The organism is Citrobacter sp. wls619, assembly GCF_005281345.1.
In the GTDB taxonomy this organism is placed as follows: domain Bacteria; phylum Pseudomonadota; class Gammaproteobacteria; order Enterobacterales; family Enterobacteriaceae; genus Citrobacter.
The window spans coordinates 276,261-292,557 of sequence record NZ_SZXJ01000101.1; the positions used below are offsets into that span (position 1 = coordinate 276,261).

General features: G+C 53.0%; 17 protein-coding genes. 6 read left to right on the plus strand and 11 right to left on the minus strand.

From position 1 onward, the window contains the following. Nucleotides 1-3: 3 nt before the first annotated feature. Together dxs and yajO are read left to right on the plus strand one after the other, a co-directional pair. Nucleotides 4-1,866 carry a 1-deoxy-D-xylulose-5-phosphate synthase gene (gene dxs, locus FDX19_RS23840; protein ID WP_137384639.1) on the plus strand — a complete coding sequence of 621 codons (1,863 nt, stop codon included), beginning with the start codon at nucleotides 4-6 and terminating at the stop codon, nucleotides 1,864-1,866. 56 nt (nucleotides 1,867-1,922) lie between these two features. Then, complete coding sequence (gene yajO / locus FDX19_RS23845; RefSeq protein WP_137384640.1) at nucleotides 1,923-2,897, plus strand: 1-deoxyxylulose-5-phosphate synthase YajO; 975 nt, start codon at nucleotides 1,923-1,925, stop codon at nucleotides 2,895-2,897. A gap of 57 nt (nucleotides 2,898-2,954) precedes the next feature. On the opposite strand, the gene pgpA is transcribed toward yajO, so the two are convergent. From pgpA to nrdR, 6 genes are all read right to left on the minus strand, one after another. Further along, nucleotides 2,955-3,473: a phosphatidylglycerophosphatase A gene (pgpA, locus tag FDX19_RS23850; protein WP_003021578.1), complete on the minus strand. Its 519-nt coding sequence runs from the start codon at nucleotides 3,471-3,473 to the stop codon at nucleotides 2,955-2,957. Beyond that, nucleotides 3,451-4,428 (minus strand): thiamine-phosphate kinase, encoded by a 978-nt coding sequence (gene thiL / locus FDX19_RS23855; RefSeq protein ID WP_137384641.1) that lies wholly within the window; start codon nucleotides 4,426-4,428, stop codon nucleotides 3,451-3,453. Before thiL ends, pgpA begins: the two co-directional genes overlap by 23 nt. 76 nt (nucleotides 4,429-4,504) lie before the next feature. Continuing rightward, a complete protein-coding gene (gene nusB, locus FDX19_RS23860; RefSeq protein WP_000801129.1) occupies nucleotides 4,505-4,924 on the minus strand; it encodes a transcription antitermination factor NusB in 420 nt (139 codons plus the stop codon). A 19-nt stretch (nucleotides 4,925-4,943) separates the two neighbouring features. Further along, nucleotides 4,944-5,414, minus strand: coding sequence for a 6,7-dimethyl-8-ribityllumazine synthase (gene ribE, locus FDX19_RS23865; RefSeq protein ID WP_003021575.1), 471 nt, complete (start codon nucleotides 5,412-5,414; stop codon nucleotides 4,944-4,946). Between the two features lie 86 nt (nucleotides 5,415-5,500). Then, the gene (gene ribD, locus FDX19_RS23870; protein ID WP_137384642.1) at nucleotides 5,501-6,604 is read right to left on the minus strand and encodes a bifunctional diaminohydroxyphosphoribosylaminopyrimidine deaminase/5-amino-6-(5-phosphoribosylamino)uracil reductase RibD; all 1,104 of its coding nucleotides are present in this window, start codon (nucleotides 6,602-6,604) and stop codon (nucleotides 5,501-5,503) included. Nucleotides 6,605-6,607: 3 nt separating this feature from the next. Beyond that, on the minus strand, nucleotides 6,608-7,057 hold the full coding sequence (gene nrdR / locus FDX19_RS23875; RefSeq protein ID WP_003021571.1) for a transcriptional regulator NrdR: 450 nt from the start codon (nucleotides 7,055-7,057) through the stop codon (nucleotides 6,608-6,610). A gap of 154 nt (nucleotides 7,058-7,211) precedes the next feature. Here nrdR and FDX19_RS23880 point away from each other — a divergent pair, with 154 nt between their 5' ends. Together FDX19_RS23880 and FDX19_RS23885 are read left to right on the plus strand one after the other, a co-directional pair. After that, a complete protein-coding gene (locus tag FDX19_RS23880; RefSeq protein WP_137384643.1) occupies nucleotides 7,212-7,751 on the plus strand; it encodes a DUF3251 domain-containing protein in 540 nt (179 codons plus the stop codon). Nucleotides 7,752-8,049: 298 nt separating this feature from the next. After that, the gene (locus FDX19_RS23885; RefSeq protein ID WP_137384644.1) at nucleotides 8,050-8,916 is read left to right on the plus strand and encodes a nucleoside-specific channel-forming protein Tsx; all 867 of its coding nucleotides are present in this window, start codon (nucleotides 8,050-8,052) and stop codon (nucleotides 8,914-8,916) included. A gap of 282 nt (nucleotides 8,917-9,198) precedes the next feature. Here the strand turns inward: FDX19_RS23885 and secF are convergent, their stop codons facing one another. From secF to queA, 5 genes are all read right to left on the minus strand, one after another. Then, a complete protein-coding gene (secF, locus tag FDX19_RS23890) occupies nucleotides 9,199-10,170 on the minus strand; it encodes a protein translocase subunit SecF (RefSeq protein ID WP_137384645.1) in 972 nt (323 codons plus the stop codon). A gap of 10 nt (nucleotides 10,171-10,180) precedes the next feature. Further along, on the minus strand, nucleotides 10,181-12,028 hold the full coding sequence (gene secD / locus FDX19_RS23895) for a protein translocase subunit SecD (RefSeq protein WP_137384646.1): 1,848 nt from the start codon (nucleotides 12,026-12,028) through the stop codon (nucleotides 10,181-10,183). Between the two features lie 27 nt (nucleotides 12,029-12,055). Further along, nucleotides 12,056-12,388: a preprotein translocase subunit YajC gene (yajC, locus tag FDX19_RS23900; protein WP_061155582.1), complete on the minus strand. Its 333-nt coding sequence runs from the start codon at nucleotides 12,386-12,388 to the stop codon at nucleotides 12,056-12,058. A 22-nt stretch (nucleotides 12,389-12,410) separates the two neighbouring features. Further along, the gene (gene tgt / locus FDX19_RS23905) at nucleotides 12,411-13,538 is read right to left on the minus strand and encodes a tRNA guanosine(34) transglycosylase Tgt (RefSeq protein WP_137384647.1); all 1,128 of its coding nucleotides are present in this window, start codon (nucleotides 13,536-13,538) and stop codon (nucleotides 12,411-12,413) included. Between the two features lie 208 nt (nucleotides 13,539-13,746). Then, nucleotides 13,747-14,811 carry a tRNA preQ1(34) S-adenosylmethionine ribosyltransferase-isomerase QueA gene (gene queA / locus FDX19_RS23910; RefSeq protein ID WP_137384648.1) on the minus strand — a complete coding sequence of 355 codons (1,065 nt, stop codon included), beginning with the start codon at nucleotides 14,809-14,811 and terminating at the stop codon, nucleotides 13,747-13,749. A 90-nt stretch (nucleotides 14,812-14,901) separates the two neighbouring features. On the opposite strand from queA, the gene acpH reads away from it, so the two are divergent. Together acpH and FDX19_RS23920 are read left to right on the plus strand one after the other, a co-directional pair. After that, nucleotides 14,902-15,483 carry an ACP phosphodiesterase gene (gene acpH / locus FDX19_RS23915; RefSeq protein ID WP_137384649.1) on the plus strand — a complete coding sequence of 194 codons (582 nt, stop codon included), beginning with the start codon at nucleotides 14,902-14,904 and terminating at the stop codon, nucleotides 15,481-15,483. Nucleotides 15,484-15,651: 168 nt separating this feature from the next. After that, nucleotides 15,652-16,254 (plus strand): peroxiredoxin, encoded by a 603-nt coding sequence (locus tag FDX19_RS23920; RefSeq protein ID WP_048212444.1) that lies wholly within the window; start codon nucleotides 15,652-15,654, stop codon nucleotides 16,252-16,254. Nucleotides 16,255-16,297: the final 43 nt, after the last annotated feature.

Here is a 16,297-nt window from a genome sequence, read left to right on the forward strand (position 1 = left end):
GCGATGAGTTTTGATATAGCCAAATACCCGACCCTGGCGTTGGTCGACTCCACCCAGGAGTTAAGACTGCTGCCAAAAGAGAGCCTGCCTAAGCTTTGCGACGAACTGCGCCGCTATTTGCTCGACAGCGTGAGCCGTTCCAGCGGGCACTTCGCCTCTGGTCTGGGCACGGTGGAACTCACCGTCGCGCTGCACTATGTCTACAACACCCCGTTCGACCAGTTAATCTGGGATGTGGGACATCAGGCTTATCCGCACAAAATTCTTACCGGCCGCCGCGATAAGATTGGCACTATTCGCCAGAAAGGCGGTTTGCATCCGTTCCCGTGGCGCGGCGAGAGTGAGTATGACGTACTGAGCGTTGGCCACTCCTCAACCTCTATCAGCGCAGGCATCGGCATTGCGGTTGCCGCCGAGAAAGAAGGCAAAGAGCGCCGCACCGTATGCGTCATTGGCGACGGTGCCATCACCGCAGGGATGGCGTTTGAAGCGATGAACCATGCGGGCGATATTAAGCCCGACATGCTGGTTATCCTCAATGACAATGAAATGTCGATTTCGGAAAACGTCGGTGCGCTGAATAACCACCTGGCGCAACTGCTCTCTGGAAAACTCTATTCGTCGCTGCGCGAAGGCGGCAAGAAAGTGTTCTCCGGCGTACCGCCGATTAAAGAGCTACTCAAACGTACCGAAGAACACATCAAAGGTATGGTCGTACCCGGCACACTGTTTGAAGAGCTGGGCTTTAACTATATTGGCCCGGTAGACGGCCACGACGTGTTGGGTCTTATCACCACGCTGAAAAACATGCGGGATCTGAAAGGCCCGCAGTTCCTGCACATCATGACCAAGAAGGGTCGTGGCTACGAGCCGGCAGAAAAAGATCCGATCACCTTCCACGCGGTGCCCAAATTCGATCCGTCCAGCGGATGCCTGCCGAAAAGCAGCGGCGGTCTGCCGAGCTATTCAAAAATCTTCGGTGACTGGCTGTGTGAAACCGCAGCAAAAGACAACAAGCTGATGGCGATCACCCCGGCGATGCGTGAAGGCTCCGGTATGGTGGAGTTCTCGCGTAAGTTCCCGGATCGCTACTTCGACGTGGCCATTGCCGAGCAGCATGCGGTGACCTTTGCGGCCGGCCTGGCGATTGGTGGTTATAAACCCATCGTCGCTATCTATTCCACGTTCTTGCAACGCGCCTACGATCAGGTGCTGCACGATGTTGCCATTCAGAAACTACCGGTCCTGTTCGCCGTTGATCGGGCAGGAATCGTGGGTGCTGATGGGCAAACTCACCAGGGTGCATTCGATCTTTCCTTCCTGCGCTGCATCCCGGAAATGGTCATTATGACCCCGAGCGATGAGAACGAATGTCGCCAAATGTTATTTACCGGCTATCACTACAACAATGGCCCAACGGTCGTGCGTTATCCCCGCGGTACTGCCGTAGGTGTTGAGCTGACGCCGCTGGAGCAATTGCCTATCGGTAAAGGTATCGTCAAGCGTCACGGTGAGAAACTGGCGATTCTGAACTTCGGTACGCTGATGCCGGAAGCGGCTCAGGTCGCGGAATCGCTGAACGCAACGCTGGTCGATATGCGCTTCGTGAAACCGCTGGATGAAGCACTGATTCTGGAAATGGCAGCACAGCACGACGTGCTGGTGACGATTGAAGAAAACGCCATTATGGGCGGCGCAGGTAGCGGCGTAAACGAAGTGCTGATGGCGCATCGTAAGCCGGTTCCGGTACTGAACATTGGTCTGCCTGATTTCTTCATTCCCCAGGGTACTCAGGACGAGGCTCGCGCCGAACTGGGCCTGAATGCCGCCGGAATTGAGGCCAAAATCAAGGCCTGGCTGGCATAATCCCCCTCTCGCTCCTGCTATGCTTAATGAATAACACGCTAAGCAGGAGCGAATTTATGCAATACAACACCTTAGGAAAAACCGACCTTCGGGTCTCCCGCCTTTGTCTGGGCTGCATGACGTTTGGCGAACCCCATCGCGGCAATCACGCCTGGACGCTACCAGAAGAGAGTAGTCGCCCGATTATCAAACATGCCCTTGAGGGTGGTATTAACTTTTTCGATACCGCAAACAGTTACTCCGCAGGCAGCAGTGAGGAAATTGTCGGCCGTGCGCTGCGCGATTTCGCCCGCCGCGAAGATGTCGTGGTGGCGACCAAGGTTTTTCACCAGGTAGATGATTTAGCAGAAGGATTATCCCGCGCACAAATCCTGCGCTCAATCGACGACAGCCTCAGACGCCTGGGTATGGACTATGTGGACATCCTGCAAATTCACCGTTGGGATTACAACACGCCCATTGAAGAAACGCTGGAAGCGCTTAATGACGTCGTAAAAGCCGGAAAAGCGCGCTACATCGGCGCATCATCCATGCACGCTTCGCAGTTTGCTCAGGCACTGGCCCTGCAGAAACAACACGGCTGGGCGCAATTTATCAGCATGCAGGATCACTACAACCTGATCTACCGCGAAGAAGAACGCGAAATGCTACCGCTTTGCTCTCAGGAGGGTGTGGCGGTGATCCCATGGAGCCCGCTGGCGCGTGGTCGCCTGACGCGCCCGTGGGGAGAAACGACCGCGCGTCTGGTTTCCGATGAGGTCGGTAAAAATTTGTACAGCGAGAGCGATGAAAACGACGCACAAATTGCCGAACGGCTGACCGGCGTCAGCGAGGAACTGGGCGTAACGCGCGCGCAGGTCGCGCTGGCATGGCTGTTAAGCAAGCCAGGCGTCGCCGCACCGATTATCGGCTCATCGCGGGAAGAACAGTTGGATGAATTACTTAACGCGGTAGATTTAACGCTGAAACCAGAGCACATTGCCGAACTGGAAATGCCGTACAAACAGCATCCGGTGGTGGGATTTAAATAAGCGCGGTTGTAGATTGTAGGCCGGATAAGGCGTTTACGCCGCCATCCGGCATCCCCTTTAAATGATCCCTACCGGCCAGTGATGGCCGATAAAATACAGGATCCCTGCAGAAAGTATCCCGGCGACAATATCATCGATCATGATCCCCGTGCCGCCATGTACGTTACGATCGAACCAGCGAATCGGCCAGGGTTTCCACATATCCAGAATACGGAAAATCACAAATCCAGCGGCAACCCACTGCCAGTCGTTGGTCGGCAGCGCCATCAGGGTTATCCACATTCCGACAAACTCGTCCCAGACAATGCTGCCGTGATCGTGCACACCCATATCTTTTGCCGTCTGATGGCACAGATAGACGCCAATACAGATCGACAGCATGACCACCAGTGAATAGAGTTGCCACGGCAGAAATGTCATTAAATACCAAAATGGGATCGCCGCCAGCGATCCCATGGTGCCCGGTACAATCGGGCTCAATCCACTGCCAAATCCGGTAGCCAGCAGGTGCCACGGATTACGCATGCTCAAACGGCTTTTTGCGACATCTTTTTTAAGGCGCGGCAAAATGGTCATATCCTTTCCAGTCAAACGTGACGGGCTTTCCATCACGCGTAAAATGAATGCCTTCCACATCCGCACTCATCTGCCCAATGCAGGTAAACGGTGTGCCGAGATGCCCCAGCGCGACGTCCAGCGCCCCACGATTCATTTCCGGTACGGTAAAGCATAACTCATAATCTTCACCGCCCGAGAGCGCCCAACGCAACGCCTGTTCAGGCTCGACGTGTTGGGTAAACGCAGTGGAATATGGCAGAGCATCGACGTTAATCCGTGCGCCGCAGCCGCTGGCTTTAACGATATGGCCCAGATCTGAAATCAGACCGTCCGAGAGATCGATAGCGGCACTCGCCAGGTCGCGCAGGGCTTGCCCTTGTAAAATTCGCGGCGTAGGACGCAGGTGCCGCTTGAGCAGATAGTCAGCATCTTTGGCATCAGTTACCTGCAATCGGTTTTGCAGAATAGCCAACCCGGCAGCGCTGTCGCCCGGCGTACCGGTAACGTAAATCCAGTCGCCCGGTTTCGCACCGGAGCGTTTTAAGGCCCGTCCAACCGGGACGTAGCCATGAATACCCAGCGTCAGCGACAGCGGCCCACGCGTGGTGTCACCGCCAATCAGCTGCATATCATAGTAATTCAGGAGCTCAAACAGGCCATCACTGAAAGCTTCAAGCCAGGCTTCATCGACGTCAGGCAATGTGATTGCCAGCGTCAGCCATGCCGGATCGGCTCCCATCGCTGCCAGATCGCTCAAGTTCACCGCCAGCGCTTTCCAGGCAAGGTCTGTGGGATCGATATCGGGGAGGAAGTGGTTGCCAGCCACCAGCGTATCGGTACTGATCGCCAGCGTCTGTTTTTCAGGAATGTTCAGAAGTGCGCAATCGTCGCCAATACCGGTTTCGACATCAAGACGAGAGCTTCTTACGCGGTCAAAATAACGGGCAATCAGGGAAAACTCGCCACATGCCATACGTTATGCCTCAGCAGGAAAAAAGAAAAAGCCGGGGACAGTGGAAACAGGTTCCACCCTCCAGCCGGCCTCGGGATCACTTTTTGTTGGGGCGAATCACAGGTGCTGCTTTATCCAGTACGCCGTTGACGAATTTGTGGCTATCTTCAGCGCCGAAGGTTTTCGCCAGTTCAATCGCTTCGTTAATGGCCACTTTATACGGCACATCACTACGCTTAGACAGTTCGAACAGCGCAATACGCAGCACGGCTTTTTCTACCTGACCCAGCTCTTCCAACAGGCGAGACAGGTAAGGCTTCATCAGTCCATCCAGGTACGCGCTGTTAGTCGCCACCCCGGACAGCAGTTCACGGAAATACAGAACGTCGACATCTTTTACGTCCTGTTCCGCCAGGAACTGGTATTCAACATCAGCGATGTCGTTCTGGGACAACTGCCAGGAGTAGAGCGCCTGGACGGCACACTCACGGGCGCGGCGACGAGCAGCAGGTTTCACGGATTTCCCCTTACAAAAATCAGGCCTTGATGGCTTTCAATACATTAATCATTTCAAGCGCAGTCAGTGCAGCTTCTGCGCCTTTGTTGCCGGCTTTGGTGCCAGCACGTTCGATGGCTTGTTCAATACTTTCGGTGGTCAGAACACCGAAGGCTACCGGAATACCGCTGTCCTGAGCGACATGCGCCAGGCCATTGCTTGCACCGCCAGCCACATATTCGAAGTGTGCGGTACCGCCACGGATAACCGTACCCAGCGCAATCACCGCGTCATATTTACCGGTTTTTGCCAGTGCGTCAGCCGCCAGCGGCAGCTCATACGCGCCTGGAACCCAAACGACGGTAATATTTTCATCTTTAACCTGACCAATACGTTTCAGGGCGTCGATCGCACCTTCCAGCAGGCTGTCATTGATAAAGTTGTTGAAACGCGCAATGGTGATGGCGACGCGAGCGTCCGGGGTAGCAACGTTAGCTTCAATAATGTTCATATTCTTCCTTCGGATTCACTAGACCCCGCAGGGGGGCGGATTTTATCATAATAATCTGTGCGCTGCTTCCCTTTCGAACCGGGAGATCATGCGCCCACTAAATGCAGGCAAAGGTCCGGACCTACATGGCGTATTTCGTTGAATTTGAAATGGGGGGCGTCAGCCAGTTTCTCAAGGCCTGGAAGCACACATAATCCCCGGGCATCACTGCCTAACAGTTTAGGCGCAACATAGACGATTAGCTCATCCACCACGCCAGCCTGTAATAACGCGCCTGCAAGTGTTGGCCCGGCCTCAACCCAAATACTGTTAATTTGCTGCTTGCCCAGCTGCATCATCAACACCACCAGATCCAGATGCCCGTTATGTTCCGGCACCTTCAGGCTACGAACCGTTTCCGGCCAGCTGCGAGGATCGTCCTGGGTACGGACAATCCAGGTTTCTCCAGGCTGTTGCACAATACGATGCGCCGGTGTCACCTGGTTCTGGCTATCAAGTACAATACGGATCGGCTGGCGCAGATTTTCCTGCGGATAACTCGCCTGGGTTGACTCCCCCAGTTCTTCCCAACGAACGGTAAGCTGAGGGTCATCCGCCAGTACCGTGGCGCTGCTGGTTAAAATGGCATGACTTTGCGCGCGCAGGCGTTGCACATCGCGACGTGCCTGCGGCGAGGTGATCCACTGGCTTTCACCACTGGCCATCGCCGTACGCCCATCAAGCGAGGCGCCCAGCTTGAGCTGTACGTAAGGGAATCCGGTACGCATCCGTTTGAGAAAGCCCTTATTAAGCTGCTCAACTTCGCTCATCATCAGGCCATGGCTGACGTCAATGCCCGCCTGCTGCAAGCGATAAAGCCCACGGCCAGCGACCTGTGGATTAGGATCTTGCATAGCAGCAACCACACGCGTCACACCGGCGGCGATCAGCGCATCGCAGCACGGCGGCGTGCGACCATGATGACTACAGGGTTCAAGCGTAACGTAGGCCGTTGCCCCCTGCGCTTTTTCTCCCGCCATACGCAGAGCATGGACTTCGGCATGAGGCTCGCCCGCGCGATGGTGATACCCCTCACCGACGATTTCCCCATCTTTAACAATCACACAGCCCACGTTGGGATTGGGGTGAGTAGTAAAACGTCCGCGCGCAGCAAGCTTCAGCGCTCGCGCCATGTACAATTCATCCTGCATGGCTTAGTCCTGTAGGCGAGCAATCTCTTCGCCAAATTCTTTGATATCTTCGAAGCTCCGGTAAACCGAGGCAAAGCGGATGTAAGCGACTTTATCGAGCTTTTTCAGCTGCTCCATCACCAGGTTGCCGATCATCTTACTCGGCACTTCACGCTCGCCTGTCGCACGCAGCTGTGATTTTATATGGTTTAACGCCATTTCGACGTCATCAGCGCTGACCGGACGTTTCTCCAGCGCTCTGAGCATGCCGCTACGCAGCTTCTCTTCATTAAAGGGTTCACGCACATCGTTGCTTTTTACAACGCGCGGCATAACAAGTTCAGCCACCTCAAAGGTGGTGAAACGTTCGTTACAGACCAGACACTGTCGGCGGCGGCGTACCGAAGAGCCCTCGCCCACAAGACGAGAGTCAATTACCTTGGTGTCTACGGCGAAACAGAATGGGCAATGCATACGGCGTCCTGTACCTTAGTGGTTCGCAGAAATCTATTTTACCCTGAACTGGCGTGACAACAAAGGCGGAGCGCTTTTGAGACAAAGGATCGATGCCTTCGTGCTCTGCGCACACTACCATTATGCTATCGCGACAATGAAGGAAGTAATCACAATGACAAGACGTTACCTAAGAATTCTCCTGGTGGGAAGCCTCTTTAGCCTCAGCGCCTGTGCACAGCAAAGCGAAGTACGCCAGATGCATCAAAGCGTTAGCACGTTGAATAAAGAGATGACGCAGCTCAATCAGGAAACGGTAAAAATTACGCAACAAAATATGTTGAATGCCAAATCGACCAGCGGAGCCTACCTGCTACCCGGTTCCAAAACACCTGCCCGGCTGGATAGTCAGATCGGCACGCTGCGTATGTCGCTGGTGAATATTGCGCCAAATGCGGCAGGAACGCGCCTGACGCTGCGGATTCAGGGGGAATCGAATACCCCGCTCCCTGCCTTTAGCGGTACTGTAGAGTACGGACAGATTCAGGGCACCACAGACAACTACCAGGAAGTGAATGTACAGAATCAGTTGATAAACGCCCCGGCGAGTATCCTTGCCCCCAGCGATGTAGATATTCCGTTGCAGCTAAACGGACTGTCTCCTGACCAGTTAGGTTTTGTTCGCATCCACGACATCCAGCCTGTTAGTCAATAAACTTTTTGCGGAACGTTTTTGTGCGTTCCGCAACATCACTCCGCCTTATTATGTTACTCCCCTGACATAACCGATATTTCCGGTAAAACTTGGCAACATTCATGGGAGCCAGTACAATTCGCCGCCTAAAGTACGCAAACGTGAACGCAATCGATTACGTAAATGATAGAACTGTGAAACAAGACATATTTTTGTGAACAATGATTTTTATAATAGGCTCCGAAGAAATACGAAATATTTAGAAACGCAATTTGCGCCTTTTTCACTCCCGAAAGGGATTTCAAACAGTGGCATACATATGAAAAAAACATTACTTGCAGCCGGTGCAGTGCTGGCGCTCTCCTCATCATTTACTGTTGCAAACGCGGCAGAAAATGACAAACCGCAATATCTTTCCGACTGGTGGCATCAGAGCGTTAACGTTGTGGGTAGCTACCACACTCGCTTTTCTCCGAAGCTGAACAACGACGTTTATCTCGAATACGAAGCGTTTGCCAAAAAAGACTGGTTTGATTTCTATGGCTACATCGATATTCCTAAGACCTTTGACTGGGGTAACGGCAACGATAAAGGCATCTGGTCTGACGGTTCCCCGCTGTTCATGGAAATCGAACCGCGTTTCTCTATCGATAAACTGACGGGTGCTGACCTGAGCTTTGGTCCGTTCAAAGAATGGTACTTTGCCAACAACTATATCTACGATATGGGTGACAACAAAGCCAGCCGTCAGAGCACCTGGTACATGGGTCTGGGTACTGATATCGACACCGGCCTGCCGATGGGCCTGTCTCTGAACGTGTATGCTAAATACCAGTGGCAGAACTATGGCGCGTCTAACGAAAACGAGTGGGATGGTTACCGTTTCAAAGTTAAATACTTTGTGCCAATCACTCAGGTTTGGGGCGGCCAGCTGACCTATATCGGCTTCACCAACTTCGACTGGGGCTCAGATCTGGGTGATGATCCGAACCGTACCAGCAACTCTATCGCATCCAGCCATGTTCTGGCCCTGAACTATGATCACTGGCACTACTCTGTCGTCGCGCGTTATTTCCATAACGGCGGCCAGTGGAAAGGCGGCGATACTCTGAACTGGGGCGAAGGTGACTTCAGCGCGAAATCTACCGGTTGGGGTGGTTACCTGGTTGTAGGTTACAACTTCTAATCCAGTAAATTAATCAAAGACAAGCCAGCTTAACCGCTGGCTTTTTTTGTTCCACAGCCAGGCTGTAATGATGATCAGTTAAACATGTATAGAGAACGTTTTGCTCTGAATAAGTCTCCGTTCCTCAGAGATAGCATGTTCATTATCTCTGCCAACACATGTGATGCTTTCTAAAACTGAGGCGTTAGCTAACTGGCATTACACAGAGAGGCTGTGGAGTTTCCACAGGCAAAAAAAATCCCGACCTTGCGATCGGGATTTCAGTACTTTTGCCTGCGTTGGTTAAGGCAGAATTGACGGCTGATCCGCCCCTTCTTTCTCGACCTTCTGCTGCAGCATGTGCTCGCGCTTCATACCCAGCTTCAACGCCAGTGCCGAAGCCACATAGATAGACGATGCAGTACCGATAGACACACCGATCAACATGGTCAGCGAGAAGCCTTCCAGTACCGGGCCACCGAACAGGAACAGCATCAGGATAACCATCAACGTGGTACCGGATGTAATCAACGTACGGTGCAGCGTCTGGGTCAGTGACACGTTAAAGATTTCGTAAGGCGTACCGCGACGAATCTTGCGGAAGTTTTCACGAATACGGTCAGATACCACGATACTGTCGTTCAACGAGTAACCGATTACCGACATCAGTGAGGCAACGATAGTCAGGTCAATCTCGATATGGAACAACGACAGGATCCCGAGCGTAATGATAACGTCGTGCGCCAATGCGATAACCACACCTGCCGCCAGTCGCCACTCGAAGCGGAAACCAACATAGACCAGGATGGAGATCAGTGCCGCCATCAGCGCCATCGCACCGGTTTGCGCCAGGTCTGCCCCCACGCTCGGCCCGACGAATTCAATTCGCTTCACCGCCGCGTTTTGGTTGGTGGACTCGTTAATCACACTCAACACTTTGCTGCCCAACACCTGGCCGCCGTTTGCCCCTTCAGTTGGCGGCATACGCACCATAATGTCGTGGCTGCTGCCGAAGTTCTGCAGCAGCGGATCCACAAAGCCCGCTTTCTCCAGCGCATCGCGCATCACGTCCATGTCCGCTGGTTTTTCCAGCGTAATTTCAATCACCGTACCACCGGTGAAATCGAGCCCCCAGTTAAACCCGCGTACGCCCATCACAATGATGGCCGCAATCAGCAGGAAACCAGAAATGCCGAAAGCCCAGTAGTCCCAGCGCATAAAGTCCCAGACTTTACGGCCGTGGTTCAATTGTTCAACAGTATATTCCTGTGCCACATCGCACTCCTCAGATTGACAGCTTTTTGACGCGCTTGCCGCCATACAACAGGTTTACGATGGCACGTGTACCGACAATCGCGGTAAACATCGACGTCGCCACACCAATACCAGTAGTAATCGCGAACCCTTTAATTGCCCCGGTGCCGACTGCGTACAGGATGATGACCTTGATCAACGTCGTAATGTTCGCATCGAAGATGGAGCTAAATGCACCCGCATAACCTTCATTGATTGCTTGCTGCACCGAACGTCCGTTGCTCAACTCTTCTTTGATACGTTCGTTGATCAATACGTTAGCATCGACCGCGACGGCAAGGGTTAAGACGATCCCCGCAATACCCGGCATACTCAACGTCGCCCCCGGCAATAGTGACATAATGCCGACAATCAATACCAGGTTGGCAATCAGCGCGCTTGTCGCAATCAGACCGAACTTCTTATAGAAGAAGATCATGAACAGAATTGAAACCACCAGACCGGCCAGACACGCTTCCAGACCCTGTTTAATGTTCTGCATACCCAGGGTTGGGCCGATTGTCCTTTCTTCAACAATCTGAATCGGCGCAATCAATGCACCAGCACGTAACAGCAGGGAAAGCTGACGCGCTTCATTCGGGTTGTTGATACCGGTAATACGGAAGCTGTTGCCCAGGCGAGACTGGATGTTGGCAATGTTAATCACCTCTTCCTGTTTCACCAGTACGGCACGACCGTTGGCATCTTTCTTACCGCTGTCTTTGTACTCCACGAACAGGGTCGCCATCGGTTTACCGATGTTGTCCTTGGTGAAGTTAGACATGATGTTACCACCTGCGCTATCCAGCGAGATGTTAACCTGCGGCTGATTGTATTCGTCCTGGCTGGAAGTGGAGTCGGTGATGTGGTCACCGGTCAGTATCACGCGCTTGTACAGCACTACTGGCTGACCTTCACGGGATTGTTTCACTTCCGAATCACCCGGAACACGTCCGGATGCCGCAGCAGACTGGTCAACGTTGGTATTTACCAGACGGAATTCCAGCGTCGCGGTGGCGCCCAAAATTTCTTTCGCACGCGCGGTATCCTGGATACCCGGCAGTTCGACGACGATACGGTCAGCACCCTGACGCTGAACAACAGGTTCAGCAACACCCAGTTGGTTAACACGATTACGCAGAATGTTGATGTTCTGCTGTACCGCGTATTCACGCGCTTCACTCAGGCGCGCATCGGTCATCACCGCACGCAGCGCATTGCTGCCCTGGCTGGAAATCACCAGATCCTGGTGACGCTTGCTCAGGTAAGAGATCGCTTCATCACGGGCATTTCCATCACGGAAGGTGATGCTCAGACCGTAGTTATCTTCTTTCCGAACGGTAGTATAAGGAATGCCTTTTTCACGCAGATCGCTGCGCAGGCTATCGATATTTTGTTCCTGCAATTTACCCAGTGCGGTGTCCATATCCACTTCCATCAGGAAGTGAACGCCGCCACGCAGATCAAGACCGAGTTTCATCGGTTCTGCGTGAATGGCTGCCAGCCAACGGGGCGTTGCCGGAGCAAGGTTAAGCGCCACGACGTATTGATCACCCAGCACGCCCATCAACACTTCACGTGCGCGCAGTTGGGTATCGGTGGAGTCAAAGCGCGCAAGAATAGCGCCCTCTTCCAGAGCCACAGACTTAGGTGTGATTTTATCTTCTTGTAACGTTTTCTGGACCTGGATCAGCGTTTGCTCACTGGCGGCGGCACCGCGCACGCCAGTGATTTGAACAGCCGGATCCTCACCATACAGGTTGGGAAGTGCGTAAAGCAGGCCGACGATAATAACGACGACCAGCATAATGTACTTCCACAAAGGATAACGGTTTAACACGGCAGTTCCCTTTGGGAAAACAATAAATTACAGCGCCTTCATCGTGCCTTTCGGCAGAACGGCAGCTACGAAATCACGTTTGATAACCACTTCAGTGGTGTCGTTCAGCGCGATAGCGATGTAGCCAGTTTCTGCTACTTTGGTCACGCGACCTACCAGGCCACCGTTAGTCAGCACTTCATCACCCTTGGCAATGGAGCTCATCAGGTTTTTATGTTCTTTGGTACGCTTTTGCTGTGGGCGCAGGATCATGAAGTAGAAAATCAGACCAAACACCACCAGCATCAGAATCAGAGACATCGGGCTGCCCTGCGCCGGAGCACCTGTTGCCGCTACCGCATCAGAAATAAAAAAGCTCATTCAAATTCCCTCATTATTAAAATTAATCAACGTTCAAAGGTGGAACAGGTCGACCCTGACGTTGGTAAAAATCGGTCACGAAGCTCTCTAATTTACCCTCTTCAATAGCCTTGCGTAAACCCGCCATCAAACGCTGGTAGTAGCGAAGGTTATGAATCGTGTTGAGTCGCGCGCCCAATATTTCGTTGCAACGGTCGAGATGATGCAAGTAAGCACGCGAATAATTGCGACAGGTGTAGCAATCACACTCGGCATCGAGCGGACTGGTGTCGCTTTTATGTTTCGCATTACGAATTTTTACCACGCCGTCAGTCACAAACAAATGACCATTACGGGCATTTCGCGTTGGCATCACGCAGTCAAACATATCGATACCACGACGCACGCCTTCAACCAGATCTTCTGGTTTGCCAACGCCCATCAGATAGCGAGGTTTATCTGCCGGAATTTGCGGGCAAACATGTTCCAGAATGCGGTGCATATCCGCTTTCGGCTCACCGACAGCCAAACCGCCGACAGCGTAGCCATCAAAGCCAATATCTACCAGACCTTTGACGGAGATATCACGTAAATCTTCGTAAACACTGCCCTGAATGATGCCAAAAAGCGCATTTTTGTTGCCAAGGCTATCAAAACGATCACGGCTGCGCTTCGCCCAACGCAAAGACATCTCCATTGAGCGTTTAGCATAGTCCCAGTCTGCCGGGTACGGTGTGCATTCGTCGAAGATCATCACGATATCGGAACCGAGATCGTATTGAATCTCCATCGACTTCTCGGGATCGAGGAAAATCGGATCGCCGTTGATCGGGTTACGGAAATGCACGCCCTGCTCGGTTATCTTACGGATATCGCCCAGGCTGAACACCTGGAAACCACCGGAATCAGTGAGGATCGGTCCTTTCCACTGCATGAAATCGTGCAGGTCGCCGTGCAGCTTCATGATTTCCTGACCCGGGCGCAGCCACAGGTGGAAGGTGTTGCCGAGGATGATCTGTGCGCCAGTCGCTTCAACTTCTTCTGGCGTCATACCCTTAACAGTGCCGTAAGTACCGACCGGCATAAAGGCAGGCGTTTCCACTACGCCACGATCAAAAACCAGGCGGCCGCGGCGTGCGCGACCATCGGTGGTATCCAGTTCAAATTTCATTTTTTCTCCTGCATCAGAGAGACAGTCTGATGATTAAACTTTCCCCATGGATTCACTCCACGGAGTATAAATATTTTAACCCACTGGCGAAGGCGCAATCGGCGCAGCCAGTTTGGGAGCGACCAGCGCACAGCCACCGGAGCGTACACGCAGTACGTGAGGATGACGAGCACTGCCCGCCATCAAAATGGCAAGTGAGATAGCCTTCTCACGGTCGCTCAGAAATAGCCTGCGGATTGTACGTGATAAACATCGCATCACCGTAACTAAAAAAGCGATATTCCGCTTTTACCGCTTCATGATAGGCGTGCATGGTGTTTTTATAACCTGCAAAGGCGGAAACCAGCATGATCAGCGTCGATTCCGGCAGATGGAAGTTGGTCACCAACGCGTCTATCACTTTGTATTGATAACCTGGATAGATGAAGATCTGCGTATCGCCGAAGAACGGTTCAATAAGGTCGTTTTTGGCTGCCTGCGCTGCGCTTTCCAGTGAACGCACGGAGGTAGTGCCCACGGCAATAACGCGGTTACCGCGTGCTTTCGCCGCCAGCACCGCATCAACCACATCCTGCGGTACTTCCGCGTATTCCGAGTGCATGATGTGATCTTCGATAGTGTCTACACGCACCGGCTGGAATGTCCCTGCCCCTACGTGTAGCGTGACGAACGCCATCTCAATGCCTTTATCGCGCAGTTTAGCCAGCAGCGGATCGTCAAAGTGCAGGCCCGCGGTCGGCGCGGCGACGGCACCCGGTTTTTCGCTGTACACGGTCTGGTACAGCTCGCGGTCGGCGTCTTCATCCGGACGGTCGATATACGGCGGCAGCGGCATATGGCCGATGGTGTTGAGGATATCCAGCACGCTGCGTTCGTCGTTAAACTCAACTTCAAACAGCGCGTCATGGCGAGCGACCATCGTCGCATTAATACTTTCGTCGTCACCCAGTAGCAGTTCGGCACCCGGTTTCGGCGCTTTCGAGGCGCGAATATGCGCCAGAATACGTTTGTCATCCAGCATACGCTCGACCAGCACTTCAATCTTGCCGCCGCTGGCTTTACGGCCAAACAGACGAGCCGGGATCACGCGGGTGTTATTAAAGACCAGCAGATCTCCAGGGTTGAGCTTATCGAGCAAATCGGTGAAAGTACCGTGCGTCAGCGCGCCCGTCGGCCCATCCAGTGACAGCAAGCGGCAACTGCTGCGCTCAGCTTGCGGATAGTGGGCAATCAGGGATTCGGGTAATTCAAAGGTGAAATCGGTAACGCGCATGACACTGACTCAGACTAAAATAAGAGGCGGGTAGTCTAGTGCCGGGGCGTTCTCCCTGCAACCTTTACCCCTCTGGATAAACGTTTAACTATGAATTTTCTTGCACACCTGCACTTAGCACATTTAGCGGATAGCTCGCTTTCCGGCAATCTGCTGGCCGATTTTGTCCGCGGTAATCCGGAAACGCACTACTCGCCTGACGTGGTGGAAGGCATCTTCATGCATCGTCGTATCGACGTGATGACCGATAACCTGCCGCAGGTGCGTGAAGCCAAAGAGTGGTTTCGTAACGAAACGCGTCGCGTCGCGCCGATTACGCTGGACGTCATGTGGGATCATTTTCTGTCGCGCCACTGGTCGGAAATCTCTCCCGATTTCCCGCTGACGGATTTTGTGCGCTACGCACACACCCAGGTTGCCACTATTCTGCCAGAATCACCGCCGCGCTTTATTAATCTGAACAATTATATGTGGTCAGAGAAATGGCTTGAGCGCTACCGCGACATGGATTTTATCCAGAACGTACTCAACGGGATGGCCAGTCGCCGTCCACGTCTCGATGCCCTGCGCGATTCATGGTACGACCTGGACACCCATTACGATGCCTTAGAAGAACGCTTCTGGCAGTTTTACCCGCAGATGATGGAACAGGCACGCCGTAAAACGCTTTGATTGCAGCATGCGTTGTAGGCCGGATAAGGCGAAGCCATTATCCGGCAAACATTGATAGTCAAAACCTGTCTCATTGATTGCCAGCGCCTCTTTGTCTTATTGCCAAACACTCTCTATACTGGCCCGCGTTGCGTTCCAAAAAACCCTTAACTTTGCAGGAGAATTTATATGGTACTGGTAACTCGTCAGGCTCCGGATTTCACAGCAGCTGCGGTACTGGGTAGCGGTGAGATTGTTGATAACTTCAACTTCAAACAGCATACCAACGGTAAAACCACCGTTCTGTTCTTCTGGCCAATGGACTTCACCTTCGTTTGCCCGTCTGAACTGATCGCATTCGACAAGCGTTACGAAGAATTCCAGAAACGTGGCGTTGAAGTGGTTGGCGTTTCTTTTGACTCTGAATTTGTCCACAACGCATGGCGTAACACCCCTGTCGACAAAGGCGGCATCGGTGCAGTGAAATACGCAATGGTTGCTGACATCAAACGCGAAATCCAGAAAGCCTACGGCATCGAGCACCCGGAAGCGGGCGTTGCTCTGCGTGGTTCTTTCCTGATCGACGCTAACGGCGTTGTTCGCCATCAGGTTGTTAACGACCTGCCGCTGGGCCGTAACATTGACGAAATGCTGCGCATGGTTGACGCGCTGCAGTTCCACGAAGAACATGGCGACGTTTGCCCGGCACAGTGGGAAAAAGGTAAAGAAGGTATGAACGCGTCTCCGGACGGCGTAGCAAAATACCTGACCGAAAACGTTTCCAGCCTGTAATTGGCATGAATCGAAAAAAGGCCGCAAAAGCGGCCTTTTTTAT